This window comes from Oricola thermophila (assembly GCF_013358405.1).
GTDB classification, from domain to species: Bacteria; Pseudomonadota; Alphaproteobacteria; order Rhizobiales; family Rhizobiaceae; genus Oricola; species Oricola thermophila.
On the sequence record NZ_CP054836.1, the window covers coordinates 1086718 to 1105755 of the forward strand.

At 64.6% G+C, this 19038-nt stretch carries 14 protein-coding genes and 1 pseudogene; 6 read left to right on the plus strand and 9 right to left on the minus strand.

What is annotated here, in order from left to right; translation table 11 throughout:
• The first annotated feature begins 99 nt into the window (after positions 1–99).
• The 4 genes from HTY61_RS05240 to HTY61_RS05255 all read left to right on the plus strand — a co-directional run bounded on the left by HTY61_RS05240 (position 100) and on the right by HTY61_RS05255 (position 5420).
• Complete coding sequence (locus tag HTY61_RS05240) at positions 100–735, plus strand: ATP-dependent Clp protease proteolytic subunit (protein WP_175275803.1); 636 nt, start codon at positions 100–102, stop codon at positions 733–735.
• 270 nt (positions 736–1005) lie between these two features.
• Entirely contained in the window at positions 1006–2292 is a 1287-nt protein-coding gene (gene clpX / locus HTY61_RS05245) for an ATP-dependent Clp protease ATP-binding subunit ClpX (RefSeq protein WP_175275804.1), read from the plus strand.
• Positions 2293–2531: 239 nt separating this feature from the next.
• Positions 2532–4961 (plus strand): endopeptidase La, encoded by a 2430-nt coding sequence (gene lon / locus HTY61_RS05250; protein WP_175275805.1) that lies wholly within the window; start codon positions 2532–2534, stop codon positions 4959–4961.
• A 183-nt stretch (positions 4962–5144) separates the two neighbouring features.
• Positions 5145–5420, plus strand: a complete 276-nt coding sequence (locus HTY61_RS05255; RefSeq protein WP_175275806.1) for an HU family DNA-binding protein — start codon at positions 5145–5147, stop codon at positions 5418–5420.
• A 109-nt stretch (positions 5421–5529) separates the two neighbouring features.
• On the opposite strand, the pseudogene HTY61_RS05260 reads toward HTY61_RS05255, so the two are convergent.
• Positions 5530–6357: pseudogene (locus tag HTY61_RS05260) on the minus strand (D-alanyl-D-alanine carboxypeptidase family protein); the annotation flags it as partial.
• Between the two features lie 180 nt (positions 6358–6537).
• Positions 6538–7503, minus strand: coding sequence for a LacI family DNA-binding transcriptional regulator (locus HTY61_RS05265; RefSeq protein ID WP_175275808.1), 966 nt, complete (start codon positions 7501–7503; stop codon positions 6538–6540).
• A gap of 104 nt (positions 7504–7607) precedes the next feature.
• On the opposite strand from HTY61_RS05265, the gene HTY61_RS05270 reads away from it, so the two are divergent.
• Positions 7608–8618 (plus strand): phosphotransferase, encoded by a 1011-nt coding sequence (locus tag HTY61_RS05270; RefSeq protein ID WP_175275809.1) that lies wholly within the window; start codon positions 7608–7610, stop codon positions 8616–8618.
• Entirely contained in the window at positions 8615–9925 is a 1311-nt protein-coding gene (eno, locus tag HTY61_RS05275; protein ID WP_175275810.1) for a phosphopyruvate hydratase, read from the plus strand. Before HTY61_RS05270 ends, eno begins: the two co-directional genes overlap by 4 nt.
• Before the next feature lie 42 nt (positions 9926–9967).
• On the opposite strand, the gene HTY61_RS05280 is transcribed toward eno, so the two are convergent.
• From HTY61_RS05280 to HTY61_RS05310, 7 genes are read right to left on the minus strand one after another with little or no spacing between them, the layout of a single operon-like run.
• Positions 9968–11593 (minus strand): FGGY-family carbohydrate kinase, encoded by a 1626-nt coding sequence (locus tag HTY61_RS05280; protein ID WP_175275811.1) that lies wholly within the window; start codon positions 11591–11593, stop codon positions 9968–9970.
• A 12-nt stretch (positions 11594–11605) separates the two neighbouring features.
• Positions 11606–13987, minus strand: a complete 2382-nt coding sequence (locus tag HTY61_RS05285; protein WP_175275812.1) for an aldehyde dehydrogenase family protein — start codon at positions 13985–13987, stop codon at positions 11606–11608.
• Positions 13988–13997: 10 nt separating this feature from the next.
• On the minus strand, positions 13998–14957 hold the full coding sequence (deoC, locus tag HTY61_RS05290; protein ID WP_175275813.1) for a deoxyribose-phosphate aldolase: 960 nt from the start codon (positions 14955–14957) through the stop codon (positions 13998–14000).
• Positions 14950–15921, minus strand: coding sequence for a ribokinase (rbsK, locus tag HTY61_RS05295; protein WP_175275814.1), 972 nt, complete (start codon positions 15919–15921; stop codon positions 14950–14952). Before rbsK ends, deoC begins: the two co-directional genes overlap by 8 nt.
• A gap of 3 nt (positions 15922–15924) precedes the next feature.
• Positions 15925–17031, minus strand: a complete 1107-nt coding sequence (locus HTY61_RS05300; protein WP_175275815.1) for an aldose 1-epimerase family protein — start codon at positions 17029–17031, stop codon at positions 15925–15927.
• Positions 17028–18038, minus strand: a complete 1011-nt coding sequence (locus tag HTY61_RS05305; protein WP_175275816.1) for an ABC transporter permease — start codon at positions 18036–18038, stop codon at positions 17028–17030. Before HTY61_RS05305 ends, HTY61_RS05300 begins: the two co-directional genes overlap by 4 nt.
• Before the next feature lie 14 nt (positions 18039–18052).
• Positions 18053–19030 carry an ABC transporter permease gene (locus HTY61_RS05310; protein WP_175275817.1) on the minus strand — a complete coding sequence of 326 codons (978 nt, stop codon included), beginning with the start codon at positions 19028–19030 and terminating at the stop codon, positions 18053–18055.
• Positions 19031–19038: the final 8 nt, after the last annotated feature.

The following is a 19038-nucleotide window of genomic DNA, read 5'->3' on the forward strand; positions in this document are numbered from 1 at the left end:
GTCGCATGCGCGCCCTATCTATGGGGCGAACAGAGCCGATTCCCCAGCGCAATGCCCCTTGCGCGTCACGAACGAAATCCCCGAAAGGTTACAGAGCACATGGGCAATCCGATCGATACCGCAATGAACCTTGTTCCGATGGTCGTGGAGCAAAGCAATCGGGGCGAGCGCGCCTACGATATCTTCTCGCGCCTTCTCAAGGAGCGTATCGTCTTCATCACCGGACCCGTCGAGGACGGCATGGCTTCGCTCGTCTGCGCGCAGTTGCTGTGGCTCGAGGCGGAGAATCCGAAGAAGGAGATCTCGATGTACATCAACTCGCCGGGCGGCGTGGTTACATCGGGCCTCGCGATCTACGACACCATGCAGTTCATCAAGCCGCCGGTTTCCACGCTGTGCATCGGCCAGGCGGCGTCCATGGGCTCGCTGCTCCTGGCCGCCGGCGCCAAGGACATGCGCTTCTCGCTGCCGAATTCGCGCATCATGGTCCACCAGCCTTCCGGCGGCTACCAGGGCCAGGTGACGGACATCCTGATCCACGCCAGGGAAGTCGAGGCACTGAAGCGCCGGCTCAACGAGATCTACGTCAAGCATACCGGTCGCAAGTACGAGGAGATCGAGAGCGCGCTGGAACGCGACAACTTCATGACCGGCGAGGCCGCCAAGGATTTCGGCCTGATCGACCGAGTCATCGAGTCGCGCGACTCGATCGAGGCGGAAGGCAAGGAGTCGTAGCACCCGTCCGCGCATCGCCTGGTGCCGGCCGGCTCGGTCCGGACGGCGCAGGCGGCGGAAATGTCCGTACCGGACCCGAACCGCACCGGGCGTAAGGGAACCGTAAGGATATTGTCGAATCGTTGCACACGGCGCGGATATGTGTACGAATATGAATTGAAGCCTTTGTGACGGTGTGTGTGGGTCGTTCTGGCCGCGTCGCAAGATCAAAGTCGGGATTGCCGGCAGCCCGCAAGGAACGGGCCAGGCAATCCGCTGAAAGGAAAAGGCATGAGCAAGGTTGGCAACAGTGGCGGTGGCAACGGTGGCGACACCAAGAACACCCTCTACTGCTCTTTCTGCGGGAAGAGCCAACACGAGGTGCGCAAGCTGATCGCGGGGCCGACGGTCTTCATCTGCGATGAGTGCGTCGAACTGTGCATGGACATCATCCGCGAGGAGAACAAGTCCTCGATGGTCAAGAGCCAGGAGGGTGTTCCGACCCCGCAGGAAATTCTCGCGGTCCTCGACGACTACGTGATCGGCCAGCCGCATGCCAAGCGGATCCTGTCGGTCGCGGTGCACAACCACTACAAGCGCCTGGCGCACTCGGAGAAGAACGACGACGTCGAGCTGGCGAAGTCGAACATCCTGCTGATCGGCCCGACGGGCTGCGGCAAGACTTTGCTCGCCCAGACCCTGGCACGCATCATCGACGTCCCCTTCACCATGGCCGACGCCACGACGCTGACGGAAGCCGGCTATGTGGGCGAGGATGTCGAGAACATCATCCTGAAGCTGCTGCAGGCCTCCGACTACAATGTCGAGCGCGCCCAGCGCGGCATCGTCTATATCGACGAGATCGACAAGATTTCCCGCAAGTCGGACAATCCCTCGATCACCCGCGACGTATCGGGCGAGGGCGTCCAGCAGGCGCTTCTGAAGATCATGGAAGGGACGGTGGCCTCCGTTCCGCCACAGGGCGGCCGCAAGCACCCGCAGCAGGAATTCCTGCAGGTGGACACGGCCAACATCCTGTTCATATGCGGCGGCGCCTTCGCCGGCCTCGACAAGATCATCGCCGACCGCGGCCGCAAGACCTCGATCGGCTTCGCTGCGACGGTGGACTCGCCCGAGGACCGCAAGACCGGTGAACTGTTCCGCCAGGTCGAGCCCGAGGATCTGCTGAAGTTCGGCCTGATCCCGGAATTCGTCGGCCGCCTGCCGGTCCTGGCGACGCTGGAGGATCTCGACGAGGACGCGCTGGTCAAGATCCTGACCGAGCCGAAGAATGCGCTGGTCAAGCAGTACCAGCGCCTGTTCGAGATGGAGGAGGTCAGCCTGATCTTCCACGAGGACGCGCTGCGCGCCATTGCCCGCAAGGCAATCGAGCGCAAGACGGGCGCCCGCGGCCTTCGCTCGATCATGGAGGCGATCCTGCTCGACACGATGTTCGAGCTGCCGGCCCTGGAAGGCGTCCGCGAGGTCGTGATCTCGGAGGAGGTGGTTTCGGGGAGCGCCCGGCCGCTGTACATCTACGCGGATCGCGCCGAGGACAAGGAAAATGCCTCGGCCTGACCGCGGGCAGACATGATTGCATCGAAAAGGCCGGGGAACCGGCCTTTTTCCGTTGTAGCGGCGCATTCTCCCATTGAAGTGGCGATGCAACGGGGCGAGACTTGTTTGTGATTCCGCCCGTCCGGACCGTTGAAATCCGGCCTGCGGGGAGCCACTTACTGGGGGAAACCTCGCACCGGGGCCGAAGGGCACGGAAAGAGGCAGCAATAGCCGACAAGGCATCGAAAGGAAGAAAACGTATGGCTGAAGCCGATAAGAAAACAGCAGCGGGCGGCGCTGACGGGCTCTATGCCGTCCTGCCGTTGCGCGACATCGTTGTTTTCCCCCACATGATCGTGCCGCTTTTCGTGGGACGCGAGAAGTCGATCAGCGCGCTTGAGGACGTGATGGAGAACGACCGTCAGATCCTGCTGGCGACGCAGAAGGATGCCGGCGACGACGACCCGGCTCCCGAGGGGATCTACGGCTACGGAACCGTCGCCAACGTGCTGCAGTTGCTGAAGCTGCCCGACAACACCGTCAAGGTGCTCGTCGAAGGCGTTTCGCGCATGCAGATCCGGGGCTACTCCGACCGGGACTCCCATCTCGAGGCTTACGCGGTTCCGATCAGCGAGCCCGAAGAGGACGCGGTGGAACTGTCCGCGCTTTCGCGCTCGGTCGTCCACGAGTTCGAGAACTACGTCAAGCTGAACAAGAAGATCTCGCCGGACATCGTTGCCGCGGTGACGCAGATCGAGGAGCCCTCCAAGCTCGCGGACACGGTTGCCTCCCACCTGTCGATCAAGATCTCGGAGAAGCAGGACATCCTCGAGACCGCCAGCGTCAAGGAACGGCTGGAGAAGGCGCTCGGCCACATGGAGGCGGAAATCTCCGTCCTGCAGGTCGAGAAGCGGATCCGCAGCCGCGTCAAGCGCCAGATGGAGAAGACGCAGCGCGAGTACTATCTCAATGAGCAGATGAAGGCGATCCAGAAGGAACTCGGCGATGGCGAGGACGGCCACAACGAGATTGCCGAACTGGAAGAGCGCATCTCCAAGACGAAGTTCACGAAGGAAGCGCGCGAGAAGGTCGAGGCGGAGCTGAAGAAGCTCAAGCAGATGAGCCCGATGTCGGCGGAAGCCACCGTCGTGCGCAACTATCTCGACTGGATGCTGTCCATCCCCTGGAACAAGAAGTCGAAGGTCAAGTACGACCTCGACGTGGCCCAGGAGGTTCTCGACGCCGATCACTACGGCCTGGAGAAGGTCAAGGAGCGCATCGTTGAGTATCTCGCCGTGCAGAAGCGCCAGCACAAGCTGAAGGGGCCGATCCTCTGCCTCGTCGGCCCGCCCGGTGTCGGCAAGACCTCGCTCGGCAAGTCGATCGCCAAGGCGACCGGCCGCGAGTTCGTGCGCATGGCGCTCGGCGGCGTGCGTGACGAGGCCGAGATCCGTGGTCACCGCCGTACCTATATCGGCTCGATGCCCGGCAAGGTCATCCAGTCGATGAAGAAGGCGAAGAAGTCCAACCCGCTCTTCCTGCTCGACGAGATCGACAAGATGGGCATGGATTTCCGCGGCGACCCGTCATCGGCCCTGCTGGAGGTGCTCGATCCGGAACAGAACTCGACCTTCATGGATCACTATCTCGAGGTCGAGTACAACCTGTCCGACGTGATGTTCATCACCACGGCGAACACGCTGAACATTCCGGCGCCGCTGATGGACCGCATGGAGATCATCCGCATCGCCGGTTACACCGAGGACGAGAAGGTGGAGATCGCGCGGCGGCACCTGCTGCCCAAGGCGATCCGAGACCACGCCCTCCAGGACGGCGAGTTTGCGATTACCGACGACGCCCTGCGTGAGGTCATCCGCACTTACACGCGCGAGGCCGGCGTGCGCAACCTGGAACGCGAGCTGATGACGCTTGCGCGAAAGGCCGTCACCGAGATCCTGCGGACGGACAAGAAGACGGTCGAGGTCACGGCGGAAAACCTGGACGACTACCTGGGCGTGCCGCGTTACCGCTTCGGCCAGATCGACGGCGAGGACCAGGTCGGTGTCGTCACCGGTCTTGCCTGGACCGAGGTCGGCGGCGAACTGCTGACGATCGAGGGCGTGATGATGCCCGGCAAGGGCAAGATGACGGTCACGGGCAACCTGCGCGACGTGATGAAGGAGTCGATTTCGGCTGCCGCATCCTATGTGCGTTCGCGCGCCGTCGATTTCGGCATCAAGCCGCCGCTCTTCGACAAGCGTGACATTCACGTCCACGTTCCGGAGGGCGCGACGCCGAAGGACGGTCCGTCGGCGGGTATCGCCATGGCGACGGCCATCGTCTCTGTCCTGACCGGCATTCCGGTGCGCAAGGATGTCGCCATGACCGGCGAAATCACCCTGCGTGGCCGCGTCCTGCCGATCGGCGGTCTCAAGGAGAAGCTGCTCGCGGCACTGCGCGGCGGCATCAAGACGGTTCTCATACCCGAGGACAACGTCAAGGATCTCGCCGACATCCCCGAAAACGTGAAGAGCGAGATGGAAATCATCCCGGTCGGACGCATCGGGCAGGTCCTGGAGCACGCCCTGACAAGGGTTCCGGAGCCGATCGAGTGGAACGAGGAGCTCGAATCGGTCGGCGGGAAAGTCGCCGCTATCGAGGACGATAGTCTGCCGAATGTGGCTCACTGAGCCGCAACACTCCCGAAAACTTGTAAACGCCGCAGAAATGCGGCGTTTTTCCTTGGATTTCCGGGGTTCTTGGCGCCATTTCACTTCGGCTGGACCGCGAATCCCTCTATGGTCCGCCTGTTCACGGTCGGCTTGTCGGATCACGGCGGGAGCCTACCGATTCGATTGAGAAGGATTATGACAATGAATAAGAACGAACTCGCAGCGGCAGTCGCCGAAAAGACGGGAATGGGCAAGGGCGAAGCGGCTTCGGCTGTCGATGCCCTGTTCGAAACGATCACCAGCACGCTCAAATCGGGCGGTGACGTGCGCATTCTCGGTTTCGGCAACTTCTCGGTGAGCCAGCGCGCCGCCACGACAGGCCGCAACCCGATGACGGGTCAGCCGGTCGAGATCCCGGCAAAGCGCGTTGCAAAGTTCTCCGCCGGCAAGGGCCTGAAAGACGCCCTCAACGGCTAAGAGGTCCATCGCGACTTCATGCGAACCGCGATCGCCTTGATTGGCGATCGCGGTTTTTCGTTGCATGGAGGAGGTATCAGCGGCGGCGCGAGCGGTTGAAGCTTGCCGCCAGCAACTGCGCCATGTGGGCGTCCCGGGCGGTGCCGGTCTTGCCGCCCATGACGACGGCGACCAGGGAGCGGCCGTTCCGGCGTACCGAGGCAGCCAGATTGTAGCCGGATGCGCGGATGTAACCGGTCTTTATGCCGTCCGCGCCGGAAACCATTTCAAGCACACGATTGTGCCCGCGGATCTGCTTGCCGCGGAACTCGAAGCTGCGCAGCGAGAAATAGCCGTAGTGATGCGGGAAGTCGCGCCGGAGCGCGAGGCCGAGAAGCGCCATGTCGCGCGCCGTCGTGGTCATGCCGGAATCAGGCAGGCCGGAGGCGTTGGTGAACACCGTGTCGGTCATGCCGAGCCGGCGCGCCTTTGCTGTCATCTGCCGCGCGAAGTTTTCCTCGCTGCCGGCGAGATATTCCGCCACGGCGGTTGCCACGTCATTGGCGGACTTGACCACGAGCGCGCGGATAGCGGTGTCTACGTCGATCGTGCTTCCGGCCTTCAGGTAGAGTTTCGAAGCCGGCTTGCGGGCGGCGGTGGCGGAGACGGGGATTTGCGTCGTTTTGGAAACCCGCCCGCTGTCGATCGCCTCGAACAGCAGGTAGAGCGTCATCATCTTGGTGAGCGACGCGGGGTAGCGCTTCCTGTCGGCCGCGACCGAATACAGTATCGAGCCGTCCTTCGCGTCGACGACGATGGCGGCGTACTTGTCCGGCTCGGCTTCCGGCTCGGCGATCTCCAGCACACCGGATGTGGTACACGCGGCAAGAAACGCGGACAGGATCAGCGATTGCAGAATGAGGAGAACGGACCTTCGGAGGCGAGGCGGGAATATCATGCGCGGCTCATCGGAGATGTCGGATTGTTACGGCCTGTAGTGCGCCAATAGCATGAACGAAGCGTAATTTCCGGCAAAAGAGGAAAATTCGTAGCCGCCATTCTGCACATGCGGGCGGGTCGAGATGTGCGCAGCATCACGCAGGCGGCGGCTCATGCCCTCCTTATCCGCTCGCCGGGGTCAATTCGCGCTGCCACGGACGACGAATTCCGCCTTAAACCCGTGGTCCGGACCATCCGGTGCGAGTTCGCCGGCCAGCAGGGCGGCGGTGCGGCCGGCGAGCGCTTCCACGGGGACGGAGATTGACGCGATGCCGTCGCGAATCCACGGATAGGAGGCGGTATCGCCATAGCCGACAAAGCTCACCCGCTTCCCACCCTCAGTGTGCTCGAGCCAGGTGGCGAGAGCGCCGCTTGCGATTTCGAAGCCGCCGCAGACGAGCGCATCGGCGCCAGCCTCGCAGAGACGGGTTGCGCCGGTTCGTCCGAGTTCGTGCGTCGGAGCGCCGGTCACCTCGAGCGTCGTATCGAAGGGCAGTCCCGCGCGTGCGAGACCGGCCCGGTAGGCTGCGCGCCTGTTGTGGCCCGAGGAGAGAGAGGGAACTGCGCCGACATAGCCAATGCGAGCGTGACCGGCCCGGGCCAGCTGGAGAACCGCAGCCGTGAGCGCGTCCGAGTCATCGACCAGGATCGCGGGGCCCTCGGTCCGGCGGCGAATCAACTGGATGGCGCGCATGTCCGCGGGCAGGGCGGGATCGACCTCGCCGGGCGCGGGGACCATGACCACGCTACGGGCCTGCACCTCGCGTAGGCGCCGCAGGGCCTCGGCTTCAAGTCGGATATCGTCATTCGTCAGGTGGATGATCAGATGCAGGGCCCGCCTGTCACATTCAAGCGCGAGAGCATTGGCGTAGCGGGCATAAAACTCGTTGGTGATGTTGGGGAGTAGCAGGCCGACGATGCGCGTGTCTTCGCCGCGCATGGCCGCGGCCGCGCTGCTGCGCACATACCCCAGTTCCTCGGCGCGTTTCAGCACCGCCTCGCGCGTTTCCTTCTGCACGTTGGGGTGGTTCGACAATGCACGGGATACCGTCATGTGGGAAATGCCGAGATCCCTTGCGATGGACTTGATCGTGACGCGTGTCATTCGGCCCCTCTTTTCCCTTGTCCTTGCAATTCGCGGTTCGCTGCTTGACAGGGTTTCGGTGCAGTCGATAGATGTTCACGTGAACATAGCAGGGAGAATTCGCCGTGCAAACGGAATTGCGCGAGCGCGCGGAGCAGCTTCTGGCCGAGATCGGCCTCGCCCGGCCGGAGGAAATTCGCGCGATCGAGCCTCTGAGCGGCGGGGTCGCCAGCGACATCGCCCGCGTCGATCTGCCCGGACGCAGCGTTGCGGTGAAGTTCGCACTGCCGAAGCTGAAAGTGGCCGCCGACTGGCGTGCGCCCGTGCATCGCAACCGCGCGGAATATGAATGGTTGCGCGTTGCCGCGCAGGTCGCCCCCGAAACGGCGCCGCGGCTCTACGGACGTTCCGAACGCCTGCATGGGTTCGCGATGGAATTCATTTCCGGCGGCGATGCCTGGCTGTGGAAGGCCGGGCTTCTTGCCGGGCGCCGGGATGACGGCGAGGCGGCGGCGCTTGGCGCGCTCCTGGGGCGTATACACGCGGCATCGACCGCGGCCGGGTTCGACCGGGCGTCGTTTGCGAACCGTGACGATTTTCATGCCCTGCGGCTGGATCCCTATCTTCTCCACACCGCCAAGGCGTATCCCGAACACGCCGGGCGGCTGAACCGATTGGCTTCCTCGCTCTACGAGGCCGATGCAGTGCTGGTCCACGGCGATGTCAGCCCCAAGAACATCCTCTTCCGGGGTTCGGCACCCTCTCTGCTGGACGCCGAATGCGCGACCATGGGTGATGCAAGTTTCGACCTGGCGTTCTGCCTGAACCACCTGACGATCAAGGCGCTGCATATGCCCGCGATCCGGCCCGACCTGCTGGCTTCCGTCGGCCGGCTCTGGGCTGCCTATCGCCCGCATGTTGCCTGGGAAGATCCCGCTGCGCTCGAGGCGCGGGTCTGCGACCTGCTGCCGGCGCTGATGCTGGCCCGCGTGGATGGCAAGTCGCCGGTCGAATACCTGGACGAGACGGAGCGTGCGCGCCTGCGGGCGCTGTCGCTCGACCTGCTGCGCACGCCGCCGAGGACCCTTGCCGAATTCACAGATCAGATCACCCGTCGCCTGGAGGAAACCGCGTGACCGAAATCCAGTCCATCACCGCCCGCCGTGTCTGGGACAGTCGTGGCAGGCCCACGGTCGAGGCCGATGTCAAACTCGCCAACGGCGTTCTGGGCCGTGCGATCGCTCCCGCAGGGGCATCGCGGGGCACGCGTGAGGCAATCGAGCGGCGCGATGGAGGAACGCGGCTCGGTGGACGTGACGTGCAGGGAGCACTGACCTCGGTCCGGGACCGGATCGCTCCGGCACTGGCTGGAATGGAGGCCAACGACCAGGCGGCGGTCGATGCCGCGATCCTAGCGCTCGATCCTTCGCCGCTCAAGGATACGCTCGGGGGCAATGCTACCGTCGCAGTTTCGCTGGCCGTCCTGCATGCCGCTGCTGCCGATGCCGGCAAGCCGCTGTGGCGGCACGTGGCCGACGAATTTGGCCGTACGCCGAGCCTGCCGTTGCCCGAAATCCAGATTTTCGGCGGCGGCGCCCATGCCGGGCGCCGTGTCGATATACAGGACTTCATGGTTATGGTCCCCGGCGCCTCCAGCTTCGACGAGGTCTTGGAGGTGACGTCCGAAATCTACTTTGCCGCCGGCGAGATCATGGCGGCGAAGGGCCGTGTCGCGGGCGTTGCAGACGAGGGCGGCTGGTGGCCGGTATTCGACAGCAACGAGGAAGCGCTCGAGACGCTGGTCGCCGCGATAGAGAAGGCGGGCGAGAAGCCGGGCGAACGGGTGGTGATCTCGCTTGATATCGCGGCCTCGGAATTCGGCGGGGAAGGGCGCTACCGGTTGGCGCTGGAAGACCGCGAGATGGATAGCGCGGGGCAGATCGAGATGCTGGGTCGCTGGCTGGATGCCTATCCGATCGCCTCTATCGAGGATCCCCTGGCCGAGGACGACCCGGAAGGCATGGCCGAGTTCACCCGCCGTTTTGGCGATCGTGTGCAGATTATCGGCGACGACTACCTGGTGACCAATGCAGTACTGGTGCGCGAGGCTGCGGAGCAGGGCGCCTGCAACGCGGTTCTGATCAAGGTCAACCAGGCCGGAACGGTTAGCGAAAGCATTGAGACTTTCCGCGCAGCGGACGGGCTGGGATGGGGGAGTGTCGTCTCGGCCCGTTCGGGCGAGACGGAGGACGTGTCCATCAGCCACCTGGCAACGGGGTTGGGGGGCGGCCAACTCAAGGTCGGCTCGTTCTCGCGTTCCGAGCGAATGGTGAAATGGAACGAGTGCCTGCGAATCCAGGACGAACTCGGAGAGGCTGCATTTGTCGGCGGGGCGCCGCTGGCTCGCACCTGGTGGGGCGCCAGAAGGAAGGCGGGCGTCTAGCGGCCCGTTTGCAGGGACCGACAGCTTCCCCGCCGGCGGGTATCAGAACGCGTCCTGACGCAGCCTGCGCTCCATGTCCTGCAAGGCGGTGAAGGCGTCGTAGCGTCGCGCGTGAAGGGGTGCCTGTTCCCGGTCGGGCGTTGTTGCCTGGTCCATGCGTGAAAGCGCACTCATGGCCGTGCGCAGATCCGGCTGGTGGCCGGCGGCCACGGCCGCCGTCATGGCGGAGCCGAGAAGCACCGGTTCGGGCGAGGCGCAGGTCGCGATCGAAAGGCCGGTTGCATCCGCGAGGATCTGGCGGACAAGCGGGCTGCGGCCCGCACCGCCGCTGATGACGACCTGTTTCAGGTCGGCGCCCTTGTCCCGCAGGGTTTCCGCGATCTGGCGCAATCCGTATCCGATGGAAGCGACGCCGGCGAGGTAGAGGCGCACGAGGCTTTCCTCGTCCTGGGCCATGTCCAGGCCGGCGATGACTGCACGGGCATCGGGATCGGCGAAGGGCGCGCGGTTGCCGAGGAACTCGGCGACCACGTGCAGGCCACCCACGATCTCGCCGAAGGAACGCTGCCGCAGCAGCGCGGTGGCGCGTCGTTCCAGCCAGGCCGTCAGGCCCATGCCTTCCGCCTGCGCCTTCTTCCCGGTTTCGGCCGCGAGGCCGTGCTGGCGCACAAGGTGGTCTATGGCCGCTCCTGCCGCCGACTGGCCGCCCTCGTTCAGCCACAGGCCGGGCACCAGCGCGGAATGGTATGGTCCCCACACGCCCGGGACGAAGGCCGGTTCCGCGCCGACATTGAGCGTGCAGGCGGAGGTGCCGAAAACGTAGGCCAGGCGCTGCTCAAGCGTTCCGTCGAGCCCTTCGGCGCCAAGCGTACCCAATGCACCGGCATGGGCGTCGATCAGGCCCACGGCCACCGCGGTACCGGGGTTGAGGCCGAGTTCGTCCGCTGCCGTGTCGCGCAGGCTGCCGGGAATTGCGGTGCCGGGCGGGCAGATGCGGTTGCCGATCCGCTCGAAGCCTTCATCCGCCAGCCGGCCGAGGCCGACCTGGCGAAAATAGTCGGGATCCCAGCGATCCTCATGGGCGAGGTAGGTCCACTTGCAGGTCACGGTGCATGTGGAACGCCACAGGCTGCCCGTGGCCCGCCAGGTGAGGAAATCGGTCAGGTCGAGGAAGTGTCCGGCGCCGTCGAAGGTACGCGGCAACTCCTCGGCGAGCCAGAGCAGTTTTGGCGTCTGCATTTCCGGCGAGATGCGTCCGCCGACGTAGTCGAGCACGCCGGCGCCGGTCTCGTTGATGCGCTTCGCCTGCGGCGTGGCTCGGTGGTCCATCCAGACAATGATGTTGCGCGCGTTGTCGCCCTCGGCATTGACGGCGAGGGGGGCGCCTTGCCGGTCGAGAACGACCAGCGAGCAGGTGGCGTCAAATCCGATACCCGCGACGTGCTCCGCCCCGATGCCGGATTGGCCAACCGCCTTGCGCACGCATGAGGCCACGGCGGCCCATATGTCGTCGCTCGACTGCTCCACGTGCAGCGGCTTCTCGCGCCATATCCGTATGGGATGGCTCTCCGCTGCCAGCAGCGTTCCCTTCTCGTCGAACACGCCTGCACGAGCGCTGCCGGTGCCGACATCCACGCCGATGAAATACAAGCCGTTACCTCGTTCCATGCCGGAGTTCGGTCAGGCGCCGTACGGTACCCAGATCGTCTTGATCTGGGTTGCGCGTTCCATCCAGTCGCGGCCGCGCGCAACGGAATCGTCGCTCCAGTCGAGCGCAAGCCCGCCATTGGTCCAGACCTGCTTCAGGTTGCCGGCGGAGAGCTCTTCCACCTGCGACGCGCCGTCCTGCGTGCCACAATACCAGATGCCGTCCACGGCGTCGTGTTCGGCGATCGTTTTTGCCAGCACGTCGCGTTCGCCCGTAACCAGGTTGACCACGCCGCCCGGAAGGTCGGAGGTGTCGAAGACCTGGAACAGCGGTTGCGCGATGAGCGCATGCGCGCCCGACGGCACCGCCACGACGCGGTTGCCGGTGGCGATCAGCGGCAGCACCATCGACATCAGCCCGAGAAGCGGCGCCTCGTCCGGGGCGAGCACGCCGACCACGCCGACCGGCTCCTTGAGCGAAAGCGTCAGGTGACGCGGCTTGGTGGCGTGGATGGCTCCGTCATCCTTGTCGGCAAGGCCGGCATAGTAGAAGCAGCGCTCGATCGTCTGGCGCACCTCCCGCTCGGCCTGTGCCGCCGAGGCACCAGTCAATTTCCTGATCTGCCCGGCGATCTCGTCGGCGCGCGCCGAGAGGTTCTCGGCGATGAAATAGATCACCTGCGCGCGGCCATGCGCGTTCGCGGCCCACGCCTTTGCCTTGAGCGCGGCTTCCACGGCATTGCGCACGTCCTTGCGGTTGGACAGGGGCGCGAGACCCAGCACGTCGCCCTTCGGCCCGCGCACGACATAGCTCGCGCCGCCATCGGGCCGTGCCTGCTTGCCGCCGATGTAGTTTTTCATGGTGCGGTCGACCAGCGCATCCGCCGAACCGTCCGTCACCGGTGCAGCGGAAAAGTCCGTCGCCGCCGGTTTCCAGACCTTGGCCGCCTTTCTGGTCTTGCGCTTCAGGTAGCCAGCCATGCCTTCCCGGGCGCCTTCGCGTCCGTAGCCGCTTTCCTTCATGCCGCCGAAAGGCGCGTTGGCATCGAACATGTTGGTGGCATTCACCCACACGATGCCGGCCTTGACCCTGGCCGCGAGCTCGGTGGCTACGTTGATGTTTTCCGACCAGATCGAGGCCGACAGGCCGTAGGCCGTGTTGTTGGCGAGCGCTACCGCCTCGTCGATGGTCCGGAAGGTTGTCGTGACCGCGATCGGGCCGAATATCTCGACCTGCGAGACGGTCGCGGCGGGATCCGTTTCCGGGAAGAAGCCGGGCGCGATGAAGTGGCCGTTCTCGGGGAGGGGGCAGGATGCCTGCTCAAGGCGGTAGCCCTCGTCGTCCGCGCCCCGGAGAAGCCCTTCGATGCGCGCCTTCTGACCGGCGGAGACGATGGCCCCCATGTCGGTGGTCTTGTCGAGCGGGTCACCGACGCGCAGATGGCTCATGCGCTCGCGCAGCTTGTCAAGAAACCGCTCGGCGATGCCTTCCTGGACGAGCAGGCGCGAACCTGCGCAGCAGACCTCGCCCTGGTTGAACCAGACGCCGTCGACGACGCCCTCGACCGCAGCGTCAAGATCGGCGTCGGCGCAGACGATGAAGGGCGACTTGCCGCCAAGCTCGAGCGAGAGCTTCTTGCCCGATCCTGCCGTCGCGCGCCGAATTTCGCGGCCGACGGCGGTCGAGCCGGTGAACGCGATCTTGGCAATGTCCGGATGGCGCACGATGAGGGAGCCGGTCTCGGCCCCGCCATGCACGATGTTGACGACACCCCTGGGCAGGCCGATCTCGACCAGAAGCTCGGCAAAGGCGATGGCTGTCAGCGGAGTCAGATCGGCAGGTTTGAGCACGACCGTATTGCCGGCGGCGAGCGCCGGCGCGATCTTCCATGCCAGCATCAGCAGCGGGAAGTTCCACGGGATGATCTGCCCGCAGACGCCCAGTGCCTCATGGTCCGCAAACTCGGTTTCCGCCGCAGCGGCCCAGCCCGCGTGGTGATAGAAATGGCGGACGACCAGCGGGATGTCGGCCGTACGGCTCTCGCGGATCGCCTTGCCGTTGTCGAGACTTTCCAGCACCGAGAAGAAACGCTCACGCTTCTGAATCTCGCGCGCAATGGCGTAGAGGTACCGGCTGCGCTCGAAGCCGGAGAGCTTCGACCAGGCGGGAAACGCCTTGGCGGCTGCGGCGACGGCGGCATTCACCTCTGCTTCGCCTGCGGCAGGGATGCGTGCCAATGTCTCGCCATTGGCCGGGTTCTCCACGGCGATATCCGCGTTTTCGGCGCCGGAAAAGCTGCCGTTGATGAAGTGGCCGAAAGCGCGCCCGCGTGCTTCCAGCCAGGCGACCACGTCGGTGGTGGCCTCCGGTGCCGGACCGTAATCCATGGTTTGCATGATGTCCTTGATGTTCATCTGACGGGCCTCAGCTTAAGGCGTGGTGCTCGGCGCTAGCATAGCGGCCGGTGACGTTGTGTTCGAGCTGGCGCTCGATGTCGGCGAGCAGGGACGATGCGCCGATGCGGAAAAGGTGCGGCTCCATCCACGGGCCACCCAGCTCCTCCTTCATGAGGGCCAGCCAGTTCATGGCATCCTTCGCGGTTCTCAGCCCGCCGGCGGGCTTGAAGCCGATATTGTGGCCGGTGAGGTCACGATAGTCGCGCAGTGCCCTTACCATGGTCAGCGAGACCGGCAGGGTCGCGTTCTCCGGCTCTTTGCCGGTGGAGGTCTTGATGAAATCGGCACCCGCCTGCATCGCCACCATGGAGGCGCGGTAGACATTGGTGAGGGTACCGAGTTCGCCGGTCGCGAGGATCGCCTTCATGTGTGCCTCGCCGCAGGTCTCGCGCATGGCGCGGATCTCGTCGTAGAGCGCCTGCCAGTTGCCGAGGAGAACATGCTCGCGGGTAATCACGATGTCGATCTCGGCGGCGCCCTGTTCGACCGCGTAGCGAATCTCGGCAAGTCGCTGGGGAAGTGGCGTCAGGCCGGCTGGGAAACCGGTTGCGACGGAGGCAACGGGGATTCCGGACCCCTCCAGCGCCTTCACGGCATGGGGCACCATGGTGGGGTAGACGCAGACCGCGCCCGTCGTCAGGCCGATGTCGCCGACGCCCAACGCATCAAGGATATCCTGGCGGACCGGCTGGCGCGCCTTGTTGCACAAACGCCGGACGCGACCGGGCGTGTCGTCGCCGGAAAGCGTGGTCAGGTCGATGCACTGTATGGCACGCAGCAGCCAGGCGGCCTGATGCTTCTTCTTTACCGTGCGCCCGCTGGCGATCAGCGCGGTCCGGCGTTCGGCCGCCGAGCGGTTGATCTGCACATCCTCGAACCAGCCGCGCTCGAGCGGCGTGCCGGGATTTCGTTCATGACTTTCAGACATTGGATGTCCCTTGTGATGCAGCGGGGTTCAAACCCTGGCAGAAAGACGCGAATTCCTCGGCGGAGGCGTAGGACTTCTGCGTTCCGCGCCGTCCGACCGAATGGGCCGCGTAGCGCGCCGCCTGCCTGAGCGCCTCTTCCGTGTCGCCGGTCGCGGCGAAGAAATGGGCGAAGGAGCCGATGAAGGCATCGCCCGCGCCGGTGGTGTCGACCGGAGTCACGCGCACCGGGTCGATTGGCGTGACCGTATCGGCCGTCACGAGCCGTGCGCCGCGCCCGCCAAGCGTGACAATGATCGTGCCGATGCCCTGTTCGATCAGGCTGCGGGCGGCAGACGCGATTTCCTCCTCGCTACCGGTCGGCATACCGGAAAGTAGCGCAAGTTCGCTCTCGTTGGGAACCAGGAAGCTGAGACTGCGCAAGTCACCGACATTGAGCTCCGGCGTGGCCGGTGCGGGGTTGAGTATGGTCGGCACGCCCCATTCGGCCGCACGCTTCACCGTGTGGCGCACTGTTTCTAGCGGCACTTCGAGCTGCATGAGGATGAGATCGGCCTCACGCAGCGTTTCCTCTGCCGCGTCCACGTCGGCGGGAAGAAGGTCGGCATTGGCGCCCTTCACGATAAGGATGGAGTTCTCGCCGGACTCCTCCACGAAAATGGGCGCGACGCCGGATGACTTTCCTGCCACCTTCGCAACATGGCGCGTGTCGATGCCGTGCTCTTCGAAATTGCGCAGCGTATTGTCACCGAACAGATCATCGCCGACCTTCGTGACTATGCTTACCTGCGAGCCGAGCTTGGCCGCGGCAACCGCCTGGTTGGCTCCCTTGCCGCCGCAGCCGATCTCGAAGCTCGGCGCTTCCAGCGTCTCGCCGGGGGCGGGCATCCGGGTGATGTAGGTGATCAGGTCGACCATGTTGGAGCCGACGACGGCGATCCGGCCGGCACGTTCTTGAATGTCCATGGCTCAGTCCTTCCTGAAGGTCTTGATATCGGCAATGGCGGCAGCGGCTTCCGAGCGGTCCAGATAGCCGAGATGCACGGGAAAGCGGACGGTCTCTCCCGAGGCCAGCATGCGCACGTGGCCCTTGGCCTTCTCCGCCGTGTATCCCTCCGGCTCGCAGGTCGAGGGCAGGGCAAAGGCCGCAACCTGCGCGTCGCCGTCATTGAGGATCCAGCGCACGCAGTGCGGGAAGTCATCCGGGTTGTAGGCCACGGAGAAGGCGTCGCCGTCCGGTAGTTCCATGGCAAGGCGCGTGCGGCCCGTATCGTCGCGTTTCAGCCCGCGGATGTAGAAGACCTGCTCGGGGCTGTAGAGTTCCGGCTCGTCAAGCGTCTGCATCCGCGCCGGGTTCGTCTTGAGGTCCTCGAGAAGTGCGAGGAATTCCTGAGACGGCGTGACGTGGCCCGGGATCGCCTGGCGCACGACGGTCGCTTCCGGCGTGTAGCCTGCCGGCTGGTGGATCGTCGCTCCGGCCACGAAGTCGAAATTGGCGTGGAGCATGTACATCAGCTCCATCGGGTGGGCGGAAAGGTTCTCCACTTCCATCGCGACATCCAGCAGCCCGCTATTCGCGGCAAGCCGCACGGTAGGCCGCGCGACATAGTGCGGGCCGAAGCCCATCACGTATTCCACGTGGCCGCCGACGGTCACATAGGCGTCGTCGCCCGAGCCGCCGAAGACGAGATGGGCGCTGTCCATGCGCTGGACGGGCATTTCACCATGCAGGGGGTGGGTGTCTTCCGGGCCGGGCGTACCGTTGCGCAGAACGCCGGCGTGATAGGCGAAGGCACCGTAGGTGGAGAGGATCGAATCCCCATGGCGCGGATAGGGGAACTCGTTGCCCATGCCGAGGTTGCGCCCGTCGAATACCGCCTCCCAGATCATTTGGCCGAGCCATGGCAGGATCGTCACGCGGCCGCGGGCATTCTCGATGCGCAGGCCCTCGACGGAAGAGGGATAGCGGAATGTCGTGATTCTGAAGGCGTGGTTCTCGACCAGAGTCCTTTCGCCGGTAGCCGGGAAGAAATCCGGAGAAAGGTGGAGCTTCGTTTCGCTGCCTGCAGTGCTCATTTCCGCGACCTCAGATAGTTGATTGCGATGACGAGCACGAGGAAGCCGCCCCAGACCGCATCGATCATGAAGTTGGAGGCGCGCATCATCTGCATGCCCGAGGAAAGGAACATGAGCGCGACGAGCGCCAGCAGCACGCCGAGCACCTTGCCCTTGCCGCCGGCGGGATTGGTGCCGCCGAGGACAGCGATCAGCACTGCCTGAAGCAGGTAGGATGCACCGAAATCCGCCTTGGCCGAGTTCGTGCGGCCGGAAAGCAGGATGCCCGCGATCGCCGCCATCACGCCCGTCAGCGCATAGCTGTAGAGTATCATCCGCGAGCTTCTGATGCCGGCGAAAACGGCCGCGCGGGCATTGGTACCGATCAGCATCAGGTTGACGCCGAGATGGGTGCGTCGCAGCAGCATCGCGACGATGCCGGCCACGAGAATCAGCACCCAGAAAGGCGTGGCGATTCCCAGCAACTTGCCGGTGCCGAGCCAGTTCCATGTCTGCGGGAAGCCGACGATCGCCGGGCCGCCGGTCAGAACCAACGCGAGGCCGGCGAAGACCTGGCCCGTGCCGAGCGTGGCAAGGATCGGAATGATGCGCAGGCGCGAGATCAGAACGCCGTTCATCAGACCGGCCGCCAATCCGACGGTCAGCGCGATCAGGACGCCCATGATCGTGTGCAGTATCACGCCCGATCCGCCGGCCGCGATGGCCTCGGCCACTGCCGGGTGGCGGAAATAGACGCCCGCGGTAATGGCGGCCAGGTTGGCGATGCCGACGATGGAGAGGTCGATGCCGCCCGTCAGCATGGCCACCATCATGGCGATGGAAAGGATGCCGAGCTCCGGCATCACGTAGGTGATGGATTCGAAATTGTAGTAGCGCAGGAACTTGTCCGGATTCATCGCGGACATCAGCGCGAAGATGACCAGCGTAGTCACCGCGAGCTGGATGATCGAGGCGTCTTCGCCGAGCAGACGGCGATGGAGAGGCTTGTTTTCGGCCTTGGCGGTCATTCTTGTTCCCCCACTCAAGCCAGTTTCTTGCGGTCGCGCCAGGCCGTGATTGCCGTGGCGAGGATGATGATTGCGCCCACGACCACGCGCTGCCAGGTGGTGTCCACCTTCATCAGGATCAGCGAGTTCTTGACCATGACCAGCGTGAACACGCCGATCATGGTGCCCAGCACCGAACCGCGTCCGCCGAAGATCGACGCGCCGCCGAGCACAACGGCCGCGATCACGTCGAGCTCAAGGCCCATGAAGTCGCGCGGATTGGCCTGCCAGATCATCGAGCTGTGCAGGAGGCCGGCGAAGCCGGCCAGTAGGCCCGCCGTGCAATAGACGAAGAAGATCGTCCGCCGCGTGTTAACGCCAGCTCGGCGTGCCGCTTCGGGATCACCGCCATAGGCATAGACGGAGCGCCCGGTCATGGTGTGCTTGAGCACGAAATGGATGACGATGGCGATCGCCACATAGACCAGCAGCATAGCCGTCAGGCCAACATTCGCGCCGTTCGACGCCGTGGCGGTGACGAGCTCCTTGCTGCCAAACGCCATGAGTTCGTCGGGCATCTTGTTGATGTTGACGATGGAGGTGCCGAGAAGCCCCAGCAGCAGCCCGCGCACGATGGAAGCCGTGCCCAGTGTCACGATCAGCGGGATCATCTTGAAGCGGTCGATGATGAAGGCGTTGAAGGCGCCGAGTGCTACGCCGATCACGCAGGCCGCGATGAAAGGCAGCAGAACGCCGTCATATTCGAGCGCGACCATCGTGCGCACGGTGATGTAGAGTGCTGCAGCCGCGATGGCCGGGAACGACACGTCAATCCCGCCTGAGATCATGATCAGCAGCACACCCAGAGCCATTATACCGATGACAACATTGGCCTTGGCGAGGCTGAACAGGTTGCCGACGCCCCAGAATGCGGGGTTGACCAGTCCGATCAGCACCATCACCAGGACGAGGACGATGGCGATCACGGCTTCCGTGGATTGTAACCTTTTCATCTGCCTGC